The sequence below is a fragment of the Ilyobacter polytropus DSM 2926 genome, from assembly GCF_000165505.1.
In the GTDB taxonomy this organism is placed as follows: domain Bacteria; phylum Fusobacteriota; class Fusobacteriia; order Fusobacteriales; family Fusobacteriaceae; genus Ilyobacter; species Ilyobacter polytropus.
On sequence record NC_014633.1, the window covers coordinates 770,116 to 785,477 of the forward strand.

A 15,362-nucleotide genomic window follows, 5' to 3' on the forward strand; every position below is an offset into this window, starting at 1 on the left:
ATCTAAATATTCTCTCACTTAGTAATTATACCAAATTTATATATATTTCATAATAAAAAAAGGGTCCTAGGACCCTTTTTTTATTTTAGTTAACTTTGTCGTTTAATTTTTTACCAGCTTTGAATTTAACAACTTTCTTAGCTTCGATTTTGATTTCTTCTCCAGTCTTAGGGTTTCTACCAAGTCTAGCAGCTCTTTCAGCTACTTCAAATTTTCCCCATCCGATGAAGTTTACGTCATCTCCGTCGTTTAATACATCTTCTACAGTTGTTAAAAAAGCGTCTAGCTTTCTTTCTGCATCTGCCTTAGATTCAAATTCACCTTTTTCAAAAAATAATTTAACAAATTCTTTTTTAGTCATTCGATTTCCTCCTGCTCTCTGTTTATCCCTTAAAAATCAAGGTCTTTTGCCTAATCTTTTATACCATAGAATTTTTATAATTTCAATGATTTTTTCAAAAAACCTTTAGTTTTTAAGGGTTTAAACTGTTTTTTCACCTTTTTTCGAAGTTTTATGTACAATAATACTAAAAATCAATACAATCCCTTTAAATATGGTAGTTTATAAAAATCCTTGAGATATCTACTTGCTCAATTGTGTGTATATCTTAAAATTCTTATAACCTCCCGAAAGATTATAACAGTCAAATCCCATATTCAGCATTATATTTTGAGCTGCATTTCCCGAGACACCTTTGTTGCAGTGGACTACATACTTTTCACTATTTGGCAAAGCTTTTGCCTTATTTCTCAATTTTTCAAGGGGAATATTTACAGCTCCCGGGATATGACCTATTCCGTATTGTTTTGGAGACCTCACATCTATAACTATATAATCGTCTCTTTCTTTTATAAGTTCTTCGGGAGTTATTATCTTATTCTTTCCATTTATGGCATTGCTGAGTATCATACCGGTATACATAACCGGGTCTTTTGTGGTAGAGAAAGGAGGAGCATAGGCAAGGTCCAAATGAAATAATTGATCTACTGTTGCCCCCATGGATATTAATGAAACAAAAACATCTATTCTTTTATCTACACCTCGGGCACCTACTATCTGTACACCCAGAATTTTAGCGCTCTTTCTATCAGCTATGGCTTTTATTACCATCTCTCTGCTTTCTTCAAAGTATTCTGTCTGATTTGGTTTTAGGTTGTGGATTACCTCTATATCATAGCCCTTATTCTTTGCCTGAGCCTCTGTCATCCCTGTCTGAGCTACTGCCATATCAAATACCTGAAATATCCCTGTCCCAAGTATCCCTTTGAACCTCAGAGCGCCTCCTGTGAGAACATCCCCGCATATTCTACCCATCTTGTTGGCAGTTGAACCTAGGGGTACGTACATGGGAGCTCCATCTATAATAGACCAAGACATGGCAACATCACCTACTGCATATATATCTTCCATACTTGTTTCTAACTTATGATTAATTTTTATTGCACCGTTATCAAAGGTTTCTATACCTATCTCCTTTGCCAGTTTGGAGTTTGGACGAACTCCTGTGCAAGAAACCACAAAATCAGCCTCTATAGACTTGCCTGATTTTGTAATTACTTTTTTCTCAGTAATCTCAGATACTTCCTCACCTAATAAAAACTTTACTTTTTTATCCTTTAGATACTCCTCTAAGTATATTGATATATCTCTGTCTAATTTTCCCGCTAGACTTTTTTCTCTTTCTATTAAGACTACATCTATACCAAGTTTTACAAGGTTTTCTAGGAGTTCTAAACCGATGTATCCCCCTCCTATTATCACAGCCTTTTTGGGAAAAGTTTTAGCTATATATCCTATTATTTTGTCGGCACTCTCTATATTTCTCACAGTAAAAACATTATTATTGTCTACCCCTGTTATATCTGGATTTATAGGTTTTGCTCCAGTTGCTATAACGAGCTTGTCATAAAAATCTTCAAATATCTCTCCTGTGTGATGATCTTTTACCTCTATACTTTTTTTTGAAGGATCAATTGTAAGTACCTCATATCCTGTTCTCACATCCATATTGAACCTTTTTTTAAACCAGCATGCATCTCTAGGAGTAAGATCAGATCTCTCTATCCCCTTTTGTCCTATATAATACGGAAGTCCGCATGCAGAGTAACTTATATCTCTATCTCTCTCATATATTACTATTTCACATTCTTCAGAATTTCTTCTGGCCTTTGCAGCAACCGACGTTCCTGCGGCAACTGATCCGATTATGATAATCCTCATATTATCCCTCCAAAACTTTATTCAATACTCAAAATAAGTGAATAAAAAACCGGTAATATACTTCTTGGTACAATATCAATAATTTATGTAAAAATACATTTTAATTAGCTTTACATTTATTATTTTTAACTTAATTTCTGATTATCCTCTTTTAAATCTTTTTACAGGAATTTCATATAAGCACTTTAGAGCATATATCCTTTATTCATATTATCACAAAAGTTTATTTTATAAAAATGTAATCTTTTCAATTTGATATATCTATAAAAATTACATTTTTTCTATTTACTGAGGTATAATAGTTGAAAGTTAAATTTAAAAATAAATTTATGACATAAGACAAAAAAAGAGGTGAACTTACTTGAAAATGATAGAAACAAAACTAGATAAAATTGCAGAAATATGGAATGATTTTATTTTAAATGAAAAATTCTTTCAAAGAAAGATAAATTTTGATTCAGAGGTAGAAACAAATTATTTTGGGGATATACTTCATTATTTTTATGATTCTCTCATACTTATCAAAGAAAACATCCCGGAAGATGATAAAGACAATTTTTCAGCTTCTGTTTTTTATGCTATCGGCTTACTTCAGATTATCTTTATACAGCATGATCTCATGAGAGAGTTCTTTTATATTTTCAATATAGACAAGGCTGAAAAAAAAGAGTTTGAAAAAGAGATAAAAAGAATAAGAGATCTCAGAAATGAGTTAATAGGACACCCTATAAACAGAAATTCAAAAACGGGAGAACTCAGATCCACCGTCTTTTGGGGAAATAGAATGAGTAAAAATCAAATCCATTACCTAAAATACACAAGGAAAGATAACTTTAAAAGAGGGATACAAAAAGAATTCTCAATAACACATTTGATCGGTAATCAAGAAGTTGTGTTTAAAAAATATCTGAATTTGATTCTTTTAGACCTAAAAGAAGATCTTAGGGAATACCTTGATAATATCAGTCAAATTGAAGTTAGCCTAAATAAAGGTCATGATTTTTTTTATCTGATAGATAATATAGAAAATAACTGTTCTCTTCTCTGGAACAAGCATATAATTTTTGACAAAGACATCCTTTTAGAATGTTATACAAAAGAAAGTGAGCACCCAAGATATGAAAATACCCTGGAAATTTTCAGAAACAAACTAAACTACAACATAGTAAATTTAAGAAACAGAGTTTATGAAAAATTAGATGAAGAGAACAAAACCACTTCATATCAAAATAAAAACCGAGAAACCTTTAAATACAGCGAAGAACTTACTCATTTTCTTGTAAGGCTTTTTGAGAAAAGACAGGTAAAAGAGAGAATAACCTCACTTAGGGATACTTTTTCTGACTTTCCCTGTATAATAGAGGAGTTGGAAAACATGGAATCCAACACAGAAAATAATACAGAATATTACTCCTCATATTTTTATTTGACAGGGGTTCTTTTAAAAAAAGCTGTTTCTCATGTGAAATTTTAGTAGATTATATAAACGAAAAGAAGACCCCAGTTTAGATTGAACTGAGGTCTTCTTTCTTATAACCGATATACTATTCTTTAATAAGTTTCTTTACTTCGTCTACAGATAAGACCCTTCCTGTTGACACAACTTTACCATCAATTACAACGGCAGGAGTGGACATTACACCATAACCCATAATATCTTTCATGTCCTCTACTTTTTCTATAGAGGCTTCTACTGTAGTTTCAGATATAGCCTCCTTTACGTTGTTTGTAAGAGTGTTGCATTTTTTACATCCTGTCCCTAAAATTTTAATATCCATAATTCCTCCTTTATATTATTATATTGAAAAGATATCCTACACCTATAATACTTACTCCTGTTATTCCTGTAAAAATACCTATAAGTTTTGGTTTAACAACTTTTCTCAAGAGTATCATCTCAGGAAGTGATAAGGCTGTGGTGGCCATCATGAAGGCCATGGCTGTACCCATTCCAACCCCTTTGTTTATGAGGGCTTCTGCTATTGGTATAGTTCCCATTGCATTAGAATATAGTGGTATTGCTATTACCGTAGAAACAATCACTGAAAGAGGATTGTCAGGACCTGCATATTTTGATAAAATCTCCTCTGGAGCCCATCCGTGAATCAAGGCCCCTATACCTATTCCCACAAGAAGATATTTCCATATCTTACTTACGATATCTTTTACATTTTCCTTGGCAAAACTTATTCTCTCTTTACGGTTTAACTCTACTATTTCCTGGTTTCCCATTTTCATCTGATACACATACTCTTCTACATATTTTTCCAATTTTAAGACGTGTATTAAGTAGCCTCCTAAAACTCCTATTACCACTCCAGAGATCACATATAAAAGAGCCACCTTAAAACCAAATGTCCCCAATAAAATTACTAGTGCAGCTTCATTTACAATTGGTGAGGTTATGAGAAAGGAAAAGGTTACTCCTAGTGGAATCCCACCCTCTACAAAACCTATGAAAAGCGGCACACTTGAGCAAGAACAAAAAGGAGTCACTATCCCAAATAAACTAGCCGCAATATGTGCTTTGAGACCTCCGATTTTTTCTAAAGCCTGCTTGGTTTTTTCCACAGAAAAATAACTTCTTATATAAGATATCCCAAATATCATTATAGACAATAGTATTAGTATCTTGATACTGTCAAAGATAAAGAAGTGTACACTTCCACCTAGGTGGGTGTCCATGGATATTTTAAAAATATTTTCCACAAGCATTCTGACTAGGTCATCTAGCCAACCAAAATTAAATATATAACCTAACATCTTAAACCATCTCCTGTTTAAATTTTTTTATTCTTATTTCATCCCTTCTGCCATCTCAAGGATATCTTTTTTCACAAAACTTTCAACTAACCTTATTACCTCTATAATCTCATCCCTTTTTATTTTATAATGTACATTGAGTCCTTTTTTTTCTGAGGAAAGGACTCCGGAGTTTTTCAGTATCTTTAGATGCTGAGAAAGATTGGACTGAGAAAAGTCAACGTCTTCTTGAAGTTGACACACACATCTTTCCCCTTCTAGAAGTTTTTTTACTATTGCAAATCTCACAGGGTGACCCAGAGCCTTAAATACTTTTATCTGAAAATCGTCAATGATCATATTCCACCGTCCTTTATAACTATATAATTATTTTCTAATATAATTATACTCATATACAGACTTTTGTCAATATTTTTTTAAAATTTTGAGAATTTCTATAGACGAATATAAAATTTAAAAGGGCTCCGGATATCCGGAACCCTAAAAAGTATATCTATTTTGTTTTTTTAATGTATCTCGATATTTACCATGTCTTCTCTCTTAGCATTTTCTAATTTTGGAAGATGTATTGTTAAAACTCCGTCATGATGCATACTGTCTATTTTTGAAAAGTCCACATCTGGAGGCAGATTAAAACTTCTGGTGAAAGAACTGCATTGGAACTCTCGTTTGTGATAGTTTTTATCTCTGTACTCATCTGAAGTCTTTTGTTCATAAGAGACAGTAAGCATATCTTTATCCCTGGTAATATTGATATTTTCTTTTTCTATTCCAGGAACAGACAACTCAATCTGATATTTTTCATTGTCTTCAGAAACATTTACAGGCGGCATTCCTCTTCTGTGGAAGAACCTGTCGTTAAATATATCATCTTCAAAAAAATCTTTGAAAATACTAGGGCTGAAAAAGTCATTTTTTTTAATTAAGTTTCCCATTGTTGTCCTCCTTTCATATAAATAAAAGCAGTAAAAAAAGAATAAATATTTTGAAATACAATTTTTTGTTTTGAGCAAATCAATACGTACATGCTTCTAATATAATATTCTACTTATCAATAATTATTCCTACATAACTTTTTAATTATTTTAAAATTTTTTTAAAATAAATTTTAGTTAGACTTCCAACTAATTTGGCAAGGTCTATCTATAAAAAATAGTTATGATTTTGACTCTCTCTTTACATAAAATTCTCTCAAATCCGAAAACTCCCCCTATTATCTGGTGATAATAGGGGGAACTTTTATTCTTCTTTTTCTTTCTTAAAGCTTTCAGGAGAGATTTCTTTAATTTTATCCATTAAGTCTGGTACCATATCTATAAGTTTATCAAGTCCTGTATTTCTATTGATCGGAAGAACACTGATCTCCCCATTCTTAATGACAATCATTGCTATGGGCATCACACGTCCTCCCATACCAGCGCCATCTCCAAAGCTTTTTTTAGAGGATGTTTTTTCTTCGCTTCCAGACCCCAAGCCAAAAGAGATGGAAAGGGTGGGAATCAAGGTAATATCTCCAATCTGAAATGGTTCTCCGATGACAGTTTTGTTTTTTATGAAATTCTCGAATTTCTCAAACAGTTGATCAATACTTTCTTTTGTGGCCATAACTACAACCTCCATTAAATTTTTATCTAAGTAAATTTCTTGTGGGTTTGTATAAAATCAGCTTTAAAAAAATAAAAAACAGATAATATCCAGTAATTTTACCACTTGTATGAAGTTTCCAATTATATATCTCTTTGTCGTATATTAATTTGAGATCTTCTATATCTACGGGAAGTTCAAAAGTGCTGGCTAAACCCTGTATAAAACCTGTAATACTTGGGTCTTCAAAGCCTATTTCCCCTATGAGAACAAGCTTTTTCGGCCTATATTTTTTTACTAATTTAGTAAAACACTCTACAAAGTATTTTACCCCTTTTTTAGTTAATTTCCTTCCTTTATGCTTTTTCCCGGACTTTTCATAGTTTTCATTCTTATTTTTTATTTTAACTTTTTTATACTTCTTGGGCTTTATTTTGATCAATATACCGAAGAGCCTCACATAAAGCAAATTTTCCCTGTTGTACGCCAACTGAAATAAGCCAAATATCCAGCAGATATGAGCTCTATAAAAAAACCCTTTTTCATCATTACTTAATTTGATTCCATAACAGAAAGGTACAAAGAGCAACAGCATCAAGAGTACCAAAACAAGTGTTAAAGTAATTATAAAAATATCAATAATGACCATAATATACCTCTTTTCCAATTCTAAACTCAAAAGATTGTATATGCATTTAACTTTCCTTATTCTAATTAAATTATACAATTCAAAGGCTAAAATCCCTGCCCATGCCTAAATCGACAAAAGAAAAACCCCTATACCAAAAGGGGTTTTTAATCGGATAATACCTATTATATTTAGACAGTTTTATTATCTAAAATTTTTAGTTTGAGATTATTTTTTAGCATCAAAATTATCGAAACAAACTTCTAAAGAGTTGATTGAGGTTTTATCTAATTTCTTTAATTCCTATTTCTCTTAATGAGAAGTCTCCTTATTATAGTAGTTTTTATATAGATACAGTTTATGAATGTTCAGCAAGAGCGTGGTGTGAATAGTTTGAGTCTGCTGTAAATATTAAGCCCAATCTCTAATTGATTTGAACCAAGTTTTTATTTCTTCAAAAGCTCCTAATTCAATTAAATGTTCTTTTGTAATATTTTTAGTAATTTTCCCATTTAATATTTGCTTAAAATCAGATGATTTAATTTTAGTTTTTGAATAAACTCTTTCTATAAAATCACATTCATTCCATTTTTCACACGAAAGGCATTCTCCCTCTTTGCAAGAGCAAATAATTTTCTCGAAATGATCATTTATTAGTTCTGGATGAATATAATTTTCCATCTCATATTTTTCCGTAATAAAACCTTTTCTAAATTTTTTTTCTGCATTTATTTTTTCAACTTTTATTTTATAATCTTCTCTGTCATTATCATAAATATGTATCTCTTTAATATTCGAACCTTCGAGATAATTTTTATCAACCCAATTCTTTAAATTAGATCCCTGTAAGGGCATAATTGTAACTTTATTTAAATCAATAATCCCCTTAAATTCCTCAATATTTTGATTAATATTTATTAAAAAATTTACATCATTTGGACCTTCAACACAAACAATAGTTTTTGAAGTAACTTCCGGAAGAATACCAAGTGTTTCAACAATTTTTTCAATTTTATTTTTTTTGACAACAAATGGATTATTATTAATTTTATCTAAGAATATTAATTCATTTGGTTTTGCGAATTTTGCAATATTAGGAGTATGAGTTGTTACTAAAATTTGATAATTCTCTGTACTTGATAAATTAATAAATGATTCAACTAGCATTTTTTGATAATTTGGATGTTGGGAATTTTCAGGTTCTTCAAAAGCATAAATTACATCATTATTATTTTGATTTTTTGTTGCCCTTTCTGCTTCTGCCATAAAATAACTAAGTAAAATAAGTCTTCTAACTCCACTTCCTCTTTTATTCAAAGGGATTTCATTATTGTCAATCAAATTAAAATTGAATAATGAATCCCAGGCTTTTAAGTTAAGAATAGTTTTTAAATCACTAGCAATTTCCTTATCAAATTCCTTTAAATAATTAATAGTTTCATTACTAATGGTTTCAACTCTTTCTTTAACTTCTTTTTTTATTTCATTTAGCTTTTCTTCAATTTCAGACAATACTTTTTTTGTTTCTATTTTTAAAGGATTTTGAACTTCGTTATCACTATCTTTATTTTGCCTATCTGATTGAAATAAAAAATACAACGGCAAATTTTGACTAATACTTTCCCATAACTTTTTACCATCTTCCTTATTCAAATCAATCAACTTATTATCAAGTTCAGTTTCTTTATCTAAGCAATTTTCATAATAAGCTTTTCTTAATTCTGCATTCTTTGTTTTATTTATTGTATCTATATTAGGAATTGAAGATTTGGAATTTTCTATAAGTTTTTTTAGTTCGGAATTTTTTAAATTAATAAGTGGTAACTCGATTGAATTAGGATAAAATACTTTTAAATATATTTTTAAAGATGAAGCAGTCAATTTAGATTTAGAGCAATCCCAAATTTTATGAATTTCGAGTAGCCCTTTATTATTTAATAGAAATTCTTTATCTAAAGTTGTAGGATTTGTTGTATCAATAATAATTTTATCGGATGATTTAACTTCAAAGCAACATCCAATTGTCATCGATTTTTCAGATGCAAGAACATTATAATCTCCTAAATCAGCTTTAATTGAATTCGAATTAAAAAAAATTTCCATTGCTTCCATAATTGTAGATTTTCCGACATCATTTTTTCCAACGATGACATTAAAATTTTTTTCAATTGGTATTTCAATATCTTTATATCCTCTAAAATTTTTTAAGATTATTTTTTTTAATTTCATGTCTATTTAATCCTCTCCCTTAAATTAATTTAATTGATTTTTTATTACTGATAAAAGGCTCTAATGGTCTTCTGTCAATATAGTAGTCAACCTAACACCAATTTTTTCTGTATTTTTTCAAACTCAACAGGGGAGACATTTCCTAAGAAACTGTGTCTCCTCTCTTTATTATAAAATTCTATGTAATCAAATACCATTGCCTTCATATACCTTTTAGTTACTAAACCTTCTACATAAATCATCTCTTTCTTCAAAGAAGCATGAAAGGATTCTATTACTGCATTATCATAACAGTTCCCACGTCTACTCATAGATTGGATTAATCCTAGCTTCTTTACAAGGTTAGAGTACTCCCTACTCGAATATTGCGATCCTTGATCACTATGAATTATCAGTTCTTCCTCTGGTTCCTCCAGTAAAAATGACCTTGTTAAAGTATCTATTACTAACTCACTAGTCATGCGCTTACCTATATCGTAGGCGATAATCCTTCTAGAAAAAAGATCCATAATTGTGCTTAAATATAGCCAACCTTCGCTTGTCCAAATATATGTGATATCTGTAACCCAGACCTCATTTTTTCTACCTACTTTGAATTTTCTTTTTACAATATTTCCTGTGATATTTTCTCTTTTACTCTTTTCATTTCCTGTTTTAAACTTCTTGGTAGAATTAACTGATATATCATTTTCTTTCATTATTCTATTTATTCGTCTTTCGCTTGTTATTATGCCATATTCATCTTTGAGCTCAACCTTTAGTCTAGGGGCTCCATAGCTCCTCTTATGTCTGTTCTTTCTGACCTCTAGAATACTATCTAGAATCCCTTGATCCTTTTTCTTTCTCTCAGTAGTTTTGTTATTCTGAAACTTATTAAAACCACTTCGAGAGACTTCTAGGGCTCTACATATCTGAGATATAGAATGAACATTTCTGTGTATTTCAACGAAGATAAAGAGTTCCCTCTTAGTTATCTTTTTTTCCTTGAGAATATGGCTGTAGCCTTTTTTAAGATCTCTATATCCTCTTCTTTTTCCTTAAGTAGATTTTTCAACCTGATAATTTCTTTGTCTTGAGCGCTTAACTCCATGTCCTTCTTAGGACCTCCAAAGTATTTCTTTTCCCAGGCAGCAACAGTATTAGTGGTAATACCGTATTCATTTGATAGCTCTACCTTTGTTTTTATTTTAAGGAAAGAAAGCTCAGCGATTTGCTTCTGTTTCTCCTCTGAAAATCTTGCATATCTTCTTTTTTCTTCCATCATAGCCACTCCTAAATATGTTTATTTTTTATTATATATTTTTGAGTGCTAAACTGTCTACTAAACCATCATAACACCACTAATTTTTATATATAAATTTCTTTAAGTGCTATTTTTTAAGTAAGTAGCAACTTGGGTTAATATATAAAAAATATTCTAAAAGAATAATTGCTAAAAATAAAACAGAATTACTCTTGGCTACTCCACCATCCCCTATAATAATCTACATCTACATGAAAATAATATACAGAACATAACTTGGGCGGATACTGACCCACAATATATCCCTCGACCATAAACATAGCCTCGTTTCCAACTGTGGACTGCTTATTGAAAGGATAATATGAACTTAAAATACTAACAACAGGTGACGCAGGTTCATCTGACTCAATCTGTGCCATTAATTTTGCAAGGTCTTCTTCTTTGATCCATGTTTTTGAATCAACCGGTTCTACCACAACTGGATTATCCGGGTTGATAGCTAAACTTTTCAAATAATCAATCGGATCAATATCTGTAATTTTTTCAGAAAGTAAAACAGAATTTTCACTGCTTTCTTTTGATTTAATTGCTCTGTCATTTTTTACTGTCATACACGAAACTAAGAATGAAGAGATGATGACAGATAATAAAAATTTTTTCATAACTGATCTCCTAGGGAATTCAAAAGATATTAAATATTGAAAATTTAAATATGGCTGTGCGAACGCTTTTTTCTGTGCAATTTTAATTTTTCTCTGTGCGCCTCATCTTTTAAAACTCTGTGACCTCTGTGGCCAAGGGTTTTTTATCGTTTTTCTGTTTATAACAATATTTTTTTCTTTCATTAGTGTCAATTCGTGACGAAATCTTCTAATCATTTTTTTCATAAATTTTAACCCCTACCCTAAAACAAATATATCTCATACAACATAATTTTGCAAAAGATAAAAGATTTTACTATTTTTCACAAAAGCATTGACGAAAACATATTAGGAATGTATAATTTGTATGAAAAGTATGAATTATATGAAAAGGAGGAGTTATGCTGGAATTCAAAGATGGAAAATGTATCTGTGGGACAGTAACTGTAGGAGAAAGAGGTCAGATAGTTATCCCAAAGAAGGCCAGAGACTATTTTGATATACAGCCTGGAGACCAGTTGGTGGTTTTAGGGGACAAGAGTAAGGGAATTACCGTTTTTAAGGCCGGGGATTTAAAGGAATTTGCAAATTTTATATTAAATAACGCCAATGATGAATAGACCGACAAAGGGGGAAAAAAAATGAAAATATTAATAGTAGGTGGTGTCGCAGGGGGGGCTTCTGCTGCTGCGAGGCTTAGAAGAATAAATGAAGATGCAGAGATTGTAATGTTTGAAAGAGGGGAATATATCTCCTTTGCAAACTGTGGACTGCCTTATCATATCGGTGGGGTTATAAAAGAAAGAGATAACCTCCTTGTTCAGACAATCGAGGGAATGAAAACTAGATTCAACATCGATGTAAAAATAAAGACAGAAATAACAAAAATAGACAAAGAAAATAAAAAAGTCTACGCCAAGAATTTAAAAACAGGAGAAACCTTTGAAGAGAGCTATGACAGACTTCTTTTGTCACCAGGGGCAGCGCCATTTATACCTCCTATTCCAGGGGTAAACTCTCCAAATATTTTCTCTCTGAGAAACATGAACGATATGGACAGTATCATTAGTCATATCGAAAAAAATAGTGTGAAAAGAGCTGTTGTGGTAGGTGCCGGATTTATCGGTATAGAGGTTGCGGAAAATCTCCTTGAAAGGGATATAGAGGTCTCTATATTAGAAAAAGCTCCCCAGGTTCTCACCATGGTAGATGAAGAAATAGCTGCTCAGGTGCATCAAAACATAAAGGATAAAGAGGTTGAACTTTATCTAGAGGACGGCGTTACCCAGTTTGAGGATATAGAGGGTAAGACAGTTGTAAAATTAGAAAGCGGAAAAAAAATCACCGCAGACATGGTGGTAATGGCTATAGGGGTAAAACCAGAAAATGACCTGGCAAAAGAAGCTGGCCTTGAAACAGGAAAAAAAGGCGGAGTCACAGTAAATAAGTATCTTCAAACTTCTGATGAAAATATCTATGCTGTGGGAGATGCTATAGAGGTAAAACACTATCTAAGCGGTGAAGAATCCATTATTCCTCTGGCATGGCCTGCTAACAGACAGGGTCGTATAGTGGCTGACAATATGCTAGGAATAAACTTAAAGGCATATAACGGATCACTGGGAACGTCTATAATTAAGGCTTTTGATACCACTGTTGCTGCTACAGGTCTGAATGAAAGATATCTCAAAAATGCCGGTACAGAGTATATGGTGGCAACTGTAAACAGAAACAGTCATGCCAGTTATTACCCAGGAGGGGTTCCAATCACCCTAAAACTGATATTTACAAAGGATGGAGATATCTTAGGGGCACAAGGGTTAGGATGTAAAGGAGTAGACAAGAGAATAGATGTCATAGCCACTGCAATCAAAGGTAAAATGAAAGTCTGGGATCTTCAGGACCTGGAATTGGCCTATGCACCTCCTTACAACTCTGCAAAAGATCCGGTAAATATTCTAGGCTACGTGGCTGAAAATATGATAAATGGTGAAGTGGAAACAATAAGCTATTTCCAGATAGAAGATTATCTAAAAAACAACAACGCCCAGCTTCTTGATATAAGAACAAAAGATGAAAATGAGTTGGGATCTATCCCAAATTCTACGCATATCGACCTTGCAGAACTACGTGATAACTTGTCTAAGCTGGATAAAGATAAAGAGTATCTTGTCTACTGTCAGGTTGGCCTTCGAGGTTATATAGCGTACAGGATGCTCGTACAGCACGGGTTCAAGGCAAAGAACCTCGACGGTGGTTATAAACTCTGGCAATATACTGTAATGGATCAAAGCAACAGAGATGTATTCGAAAAAATAAATGACTTTAAGCATAAGGAGGCTTCCTGCTGCGGAACAGTCTCAGAACTTATAGATGAGGAGAGAGAGATGAATAAGATTATAGAGGTTGATGCCTGTGGACTCCAGTGTCCAGGACCTATTCTAAAAACAAAAAAAACCATGGAAACCATCAAAGATGGAGAAGTCCTATCGATAAAATCAACAGATACCGGATTTAAAAAGGATATAGCTACCTGGGCAGAAAAGACTGGAAACAAGCTTCTAGACGTCCAGTTGGAAAATGGTATAGTTACTGCCCATGTAAAAAAAGGAAGTGAATCAAAAAATCTAACCCCTATAGCAGAAAAAGATACCCAGACTATGGTAGTCTTCAGCGGAGATCTAGACAAAATCCTGGCAAGTTTTATTATCGCAAACGGTGCCTTGGCAATGGGTAAAAAAGTAAGCATGTTTTTTACTTTCTGGGGATTAAATGCTTTAAGAAAGGAAAATTATACAAATAAAAACAAGGGTGTTATAGACAAGATGTTTGGAATGATGATGCCAAAGGGTGTCAATAAACTAAAACTTTCTAAAATGAACATGGGTGGAATGGGAACAGCCATGATGAAATATGTCATGAAAGAAAAAAATGTAGATTCATTAGAAAAACTAATGAAAACCTACCTTGAAAATGGTGGAAAGATTACTGCCTGTACTATGTCTATGGATGTCATGGGAATAGCCAAAGAGGAGCTCATAGATGAAATAGATTATGGAGGAGTAGCCTCATATCTCGGAGATTCTCAAGAATCATATTCAAATCTCTTTATATAACAAAAATAATAGTGGTCTTATTACAAATCAAAATATAATAACTCCAAGACAGTAAACTCTCTCTATATAGTTTATTGTCCTTTTAATTTTCATATAGACTCATGACTTTATTTTAAGCTTTTTATTTTCAGTTATTTTTTTGCTAAAAAATAATTTCCACAAAAAAACCTTTTAAAAATGATTATATTTTTAGAAGGTTTTTTTGTGGAAATTCAGAATAGCTGAATAACCAATCTGCTTTAATGCAAATGAAAACTCATGGGGGAGGAGCAAACATGTATAAAAAATTTATAATCTTAACAGTATTTTTATTAATAAGTCTTGGTATAGAGGCTGCCTGGACTGAGACAATATTAAATAAAAAAACAGGCGAAACCGTCATTCTTTCTGTAACAGAAGGTATAGATATGACAACCACATCTTCATCGGGCTCTGACAGCAGCTCTACCAATTCTAATGATTCTAATTCATCATCAGATGATTCCAGTAGTTCATCTGGTTCTGATAGTAGCTCTAATACTTCTAATGATTCTAATTCATCATCAGATGATTCCAGTAGTTCCTCTAGTTCTGATAGCAGCTCTAATACTTCTAATGATTCTAATTCATCATCAGATGATTCCAGTAGTTCCTCTAGTTCTGATAGCAGCTCTAATACTTCTAATGATTCTAATTCATCATCAGATGATTCCAGTAGTTCCTCTAGTTCTGATAGCAGCTCTAATACTTCTAATGATTCTAATTCATCATCAGATGATTCCAGTAGTTCCTCTAGTTCTGATAGCAGCTCTAATACTTCTAATGATTCTAATTCATCATCAGATGATTCCAGTAGTTCCTCTAGTTCTGATAGCAGCTCTAATACTTCTAATAATTCTATTTCATCATCAAGCAATAGTATTAGTTCTACTTTCAGTGATATCTCCACAAGTGAAGC

The 15,362-nt window shown here is 32.1% G+C and carries 16 protein-coding genes; 3 read left to right on the top strand and 13 right to left on the bottom strand.

Features of this window, described 5'->3' with window-relative positions; genetic code table 11:
* Positions 1 to 85: 85 nt before the first annotated feature.
* Both ILYOP_RS13435 and ILYOP_RS13440 read right to left on the bottom strand, forming a co-directional pair.
* The gene (locus tag ILYOP_RS13435; protein WP_013389047.1) at positions 86 to 361 is read right to left on the bottom strand and encodes an HU family DNA-binding protein; all 276 of its coding nucleotides are present in this window, start codon (positions 359 to 361) and stop codon (positions 86 to 88) included.
* A gap of 222 nt (positions 362 to 583) precedes the next feature.
* Positions 584 to 2,221 (bottom strand): FAD-dependent oxidoreductase, encoded by a 1,638-nt coding sequence (locus ILYOP_RS13440; protein WP_013389048.1) that lies wholly within the window; start codon positions 2,219 to 2,221, stop codon positions 584 to 586.
* Positions 2,222 to 2,588: 367 nt separating this feature from the next.
* Here ILYOP_RS13440 and ILYOP_RS13445 point away from each other — a divergent pair, with 367 nt between their 5' ends.
* Positions 2,589 to 3,695 carry a hypothetical protein gene (locus ILYOP_RS13445; protein WP_222838883.1) on the top strand — a complete coding sequence of 369 codons (1,107 nt, stop codon included), beginning with the start codon at positions 2,589 to 2,591 and terminating at the stop codon, positions 3,693 to 3,695.
* A gap of 70 nt (positions 3,696 to 3,765) precedes the next feature.
* Here ILYOP_RS13445 and ILYOP_RS13450 read toward each other — a convergent pair whose 3' ends face one another.
* The 10 genes from ILYOP_RS13450 to ILYOP_RS13495 form a co-directional block, all read right to left on the bottom strand.
* Entirely contained in the window at positions 3,766 to 3,999 is a 234-nt protein-coding gene (locus ILYOP_RS13450) for a thioredoxin family protein (protein WP_013389050.1), read from the bottom strand.
* Between the two features lie 10 nt (positions 4,000 to 4,009).
* Positions 4,010 to 4,984, bottom strand: a complete 975-nt coding sequence (locus tag ILYOP_RS13455; RefSeq protein WP_013389051.1) for a permease — start codon at positions 4,982 to 4,984, stop codon at positions 4,010 to 4,012.
* A gap of 33 nt (positions 4,985 to 5,017) precedes the next feature.
* Complete coding sequence (locus ILYOP_RS13460; RefSeq protein ID WP_013389052.1) at positions 5,018 to 5,323, bottom strand: ArsR/SmtB family transcription factor; 306 nt, start codon at positions 5,321 to 5,323, stop codon at positions 5,018 to 5,020.
* A gap of 167 nt (positions 5,324 to 5,490) precedes the next feature.
* A complete protein-coding gene (locus tag ILYOP_RS13465; RefSeq protein WP_013389053.1) occupies positions 5,491 to 5,919 on the bottom strand; it encodes an Hsp20/alpha crystallin family protein in 429 nt (142 codons plus the stop codon).
* 304 nt (positions 5,920 to 6,223) lie between these two features.
* Positions 6,224 to 6,589 carry a GerW family sporulation protein gene (locus ILYOP_RS13470; RefSeq protein ID WP_013389054.1) on the bottom strand — a complete coding sequence of 122 codons (366 nt, stop codon included), beginning with the start codon at positions 6,587 to 6,589 and terminating at the stop codon, positions 6,224 to 6,226.
* A gap of 22 nt (positions 6,590 to 6,611) precedes the next feature.
* Complete coding sequence (locus ILYOP_RS13475; RefSeq protein WP_013389055.1) at positions 6,612 to 7,217, bottom strand: hypothetical protein; 606 nt, start codon at positions 7,215 to 7,217, stop codon at positions 6,612 to 6,614.
* A gap of 390 nt (positions 7,218 to 7,607) precedes the next feature.
* On the bottom strand, positions 7,608 to 9,425 hold the full coding sequence (locus ILYOP_RS13480) for an ATP-binding protein (protein ID WP_013389056.1): 1,818 nt from the start codon (positions 9,423 to 9,425) through the stop codon (positions 7,608 to 7,610).
* Between the two features lie 86 nt (positions 9,426 to 9,511).
* Positions 9,512 to 10,417 carry an IS3 family transposase gene (locus ILYOP_RS13485; protein WP_148223647.1) on the bottom strand — a complete coding sequence of 302 codons (906 nt, stop codon included), beginning with the start codon at positions 10,415 to 10,417 and terminating at the stop codon, positions 9,512 to 9,514.
* Positions 10,396 to 10,689, bottom strand: coding sequence for a transposase (locus tag ILYOP_RS13490; RefSeq protein WP_083789061.1), 294 nt, complete (start codon positions 10,687 to 10,689; stop codon positions 10,396 to 10,398). Before ILYOP_RS13490 ends, ILYOP_RS13485 begins: the two co-directional genes overlap by 22 nt.
* Before the next feature lie 185 nt (positions 10,690 to 10,874).
* Entirely contained in the window at positions 10,875 to 11,330 is a 456-nt protein-coding gene (locus ILYOP_RS13495; RefSeq protein WP_013389057.1) for a hypothetical protein, read from the bottom strand.
* Between the two features lie 380 nt (positions 11,331 to 11,710).
* On the opposite strand from ILYOP_RS13495, the gene ILYOP_RS13500 reads away from it, so the two are divergent.
* Both ILYOP_RS13500 and ILYOP_RS13505 read left to right on the top strand, forming a co-directional pair.
* The gene (locus ILYOP_RS13500; protein WP_013389058.1) at positions 11,711 to 11,929 is read left to right on the top strand and encodes an AbrB/MazE/SpoVT family DNA-binding domain-containing protein; all 219 of its coding nucleotides are present in this window, start codon (positions 11,711 to 11,713) and stop codon (positions 11,927 to 11,929) included.
* Between the two features lie 21 nt (positions 11,930 to 11,950).
* The gene (locus tag ILYOP_RS13505) at positions 11,951 to 14,425 is read left to right on the top strand and encodes a CoA-disulfide reductase (RefSeq protein ID WP_013389059.1); all 2,475 of its coding nucleotides are present in this window, start codon (positions 11,951 to 11,953) and stop codon (positions 14,423 to 14,425) included.
* Between the two features lie 256 nt (positions 14,426 to 14,681).
* Here the strand turns inward: ILYOP_RS13505 and ILYOP_RS15905 are convergent, their stop codons facing one another.
* Positions 14,682 to 15,353, bottom strand: coding sequence for a hypothetical protein (locus ILYOP_RS15905; protein ID WP_013389060.1), 672 nt, complete (start codon positions 15,351 to 15,353; stop codon positions 14,682 to 14,684).
* Between the last annotated feature and the right edge of the window lie 9 nt (positions 15,354 to 15,362).

Coding starts and splice junctions, on each gene's coding strand:
- ILYOP_RS13435 (WP_013389047.1), bottom strand. CDS start 361: ATGACTAAAAAAGAATTTGTTAAATTATTTTTTGAAAAAGGTGAATTT.
- ILYOP_RS13440 (WP_013389048.1), bottom strand. CDS start 2,221: ATGAGGATTATCATAATCGGATCAGTTGCCGCAGGAACGTCGGTTGCT.
- ILYOP_RS13445 (WP_222838883.1), top strand. CDS start 2,589: ATGATAGAAACAAAACTAGATAAAATTGCAGAAATATGGAATGATTTT.
- ILYOP_RS13450 (WP_013389050.1), bottom strand. CDS start 3,999: ATGGATATTAAAATTTTAGGGACAGGATGTAAAAAATGCAACACTCTT.
- ILYOP_RS13455 (WP_013389051.1), bottom strand. CDS start 4,984: ATGTTAGGTTATATATTTAATTTTGGTTGGCTAGATGACCTAGTCAGA.
- ILYOP_RS13460 (WP_013389052.1), bottom strand. CDS start 5,323: ATGATCATTGACGATTTTCAGATAAAAGTATTTAAGGCTCTGGGTCAC.
- ILYOP_RS13465 (WP_013389053.1), bottom strand. CDS start 5,919: ATGGGAAACTTAATTAAAAAAAATGACTTTTTCAGCCCTAGTATTTTC.
- ILYOP_RS13470 (WP_013389054.1), bottom strand. CDS start 6,589: ATGGCCACAAAAGAAAGTATTGATCAACTGTTTGAGAAATTCGAGAAT.
- ILYOP_RS13475 (WP_013389055.1), bottom strand. CDS start 7,217: ATGGTCATTATTGATATTTTTATAATTACTTTAACACTTGTTTTGGTA.
- ILYOP_RS13480 (WP_013389056.1), bottom strand. CDS start 9,425: ATGAAATTAAAAAAAATAATCTTAAAAAATTTTAGAGGATATAAAGAT.
- ILYOP_RS13490 (WP_083789061.1), bottom strand. CDS start 10,689: ATGATGGAAGAAAAAAGAAGATATGCAAGATTTTCAGAGGAGAAACAG.
- ILYOP_RS13495 (WP_013389057.1), bottom strand. CDS start 11,330: ATGAAAAAATTTTTATTATCTGTCATCATCTCTTCATTCTTAGTTTCG.
- ILYOP_RS13500 (WP_013389058.1), top strand. CDS start 11,711: ATGCTGGAATTCAAAGATGGAAAATGTATCTGTGGGACAGTAACTGTA.
- ILYOP_RS13505 (WP_013389059.1), top strand. CDS start 11,951: ATGAAAATATTAATAGTAGGTGGTGTCGCAGGGGGGGCTTCTGCTGCT.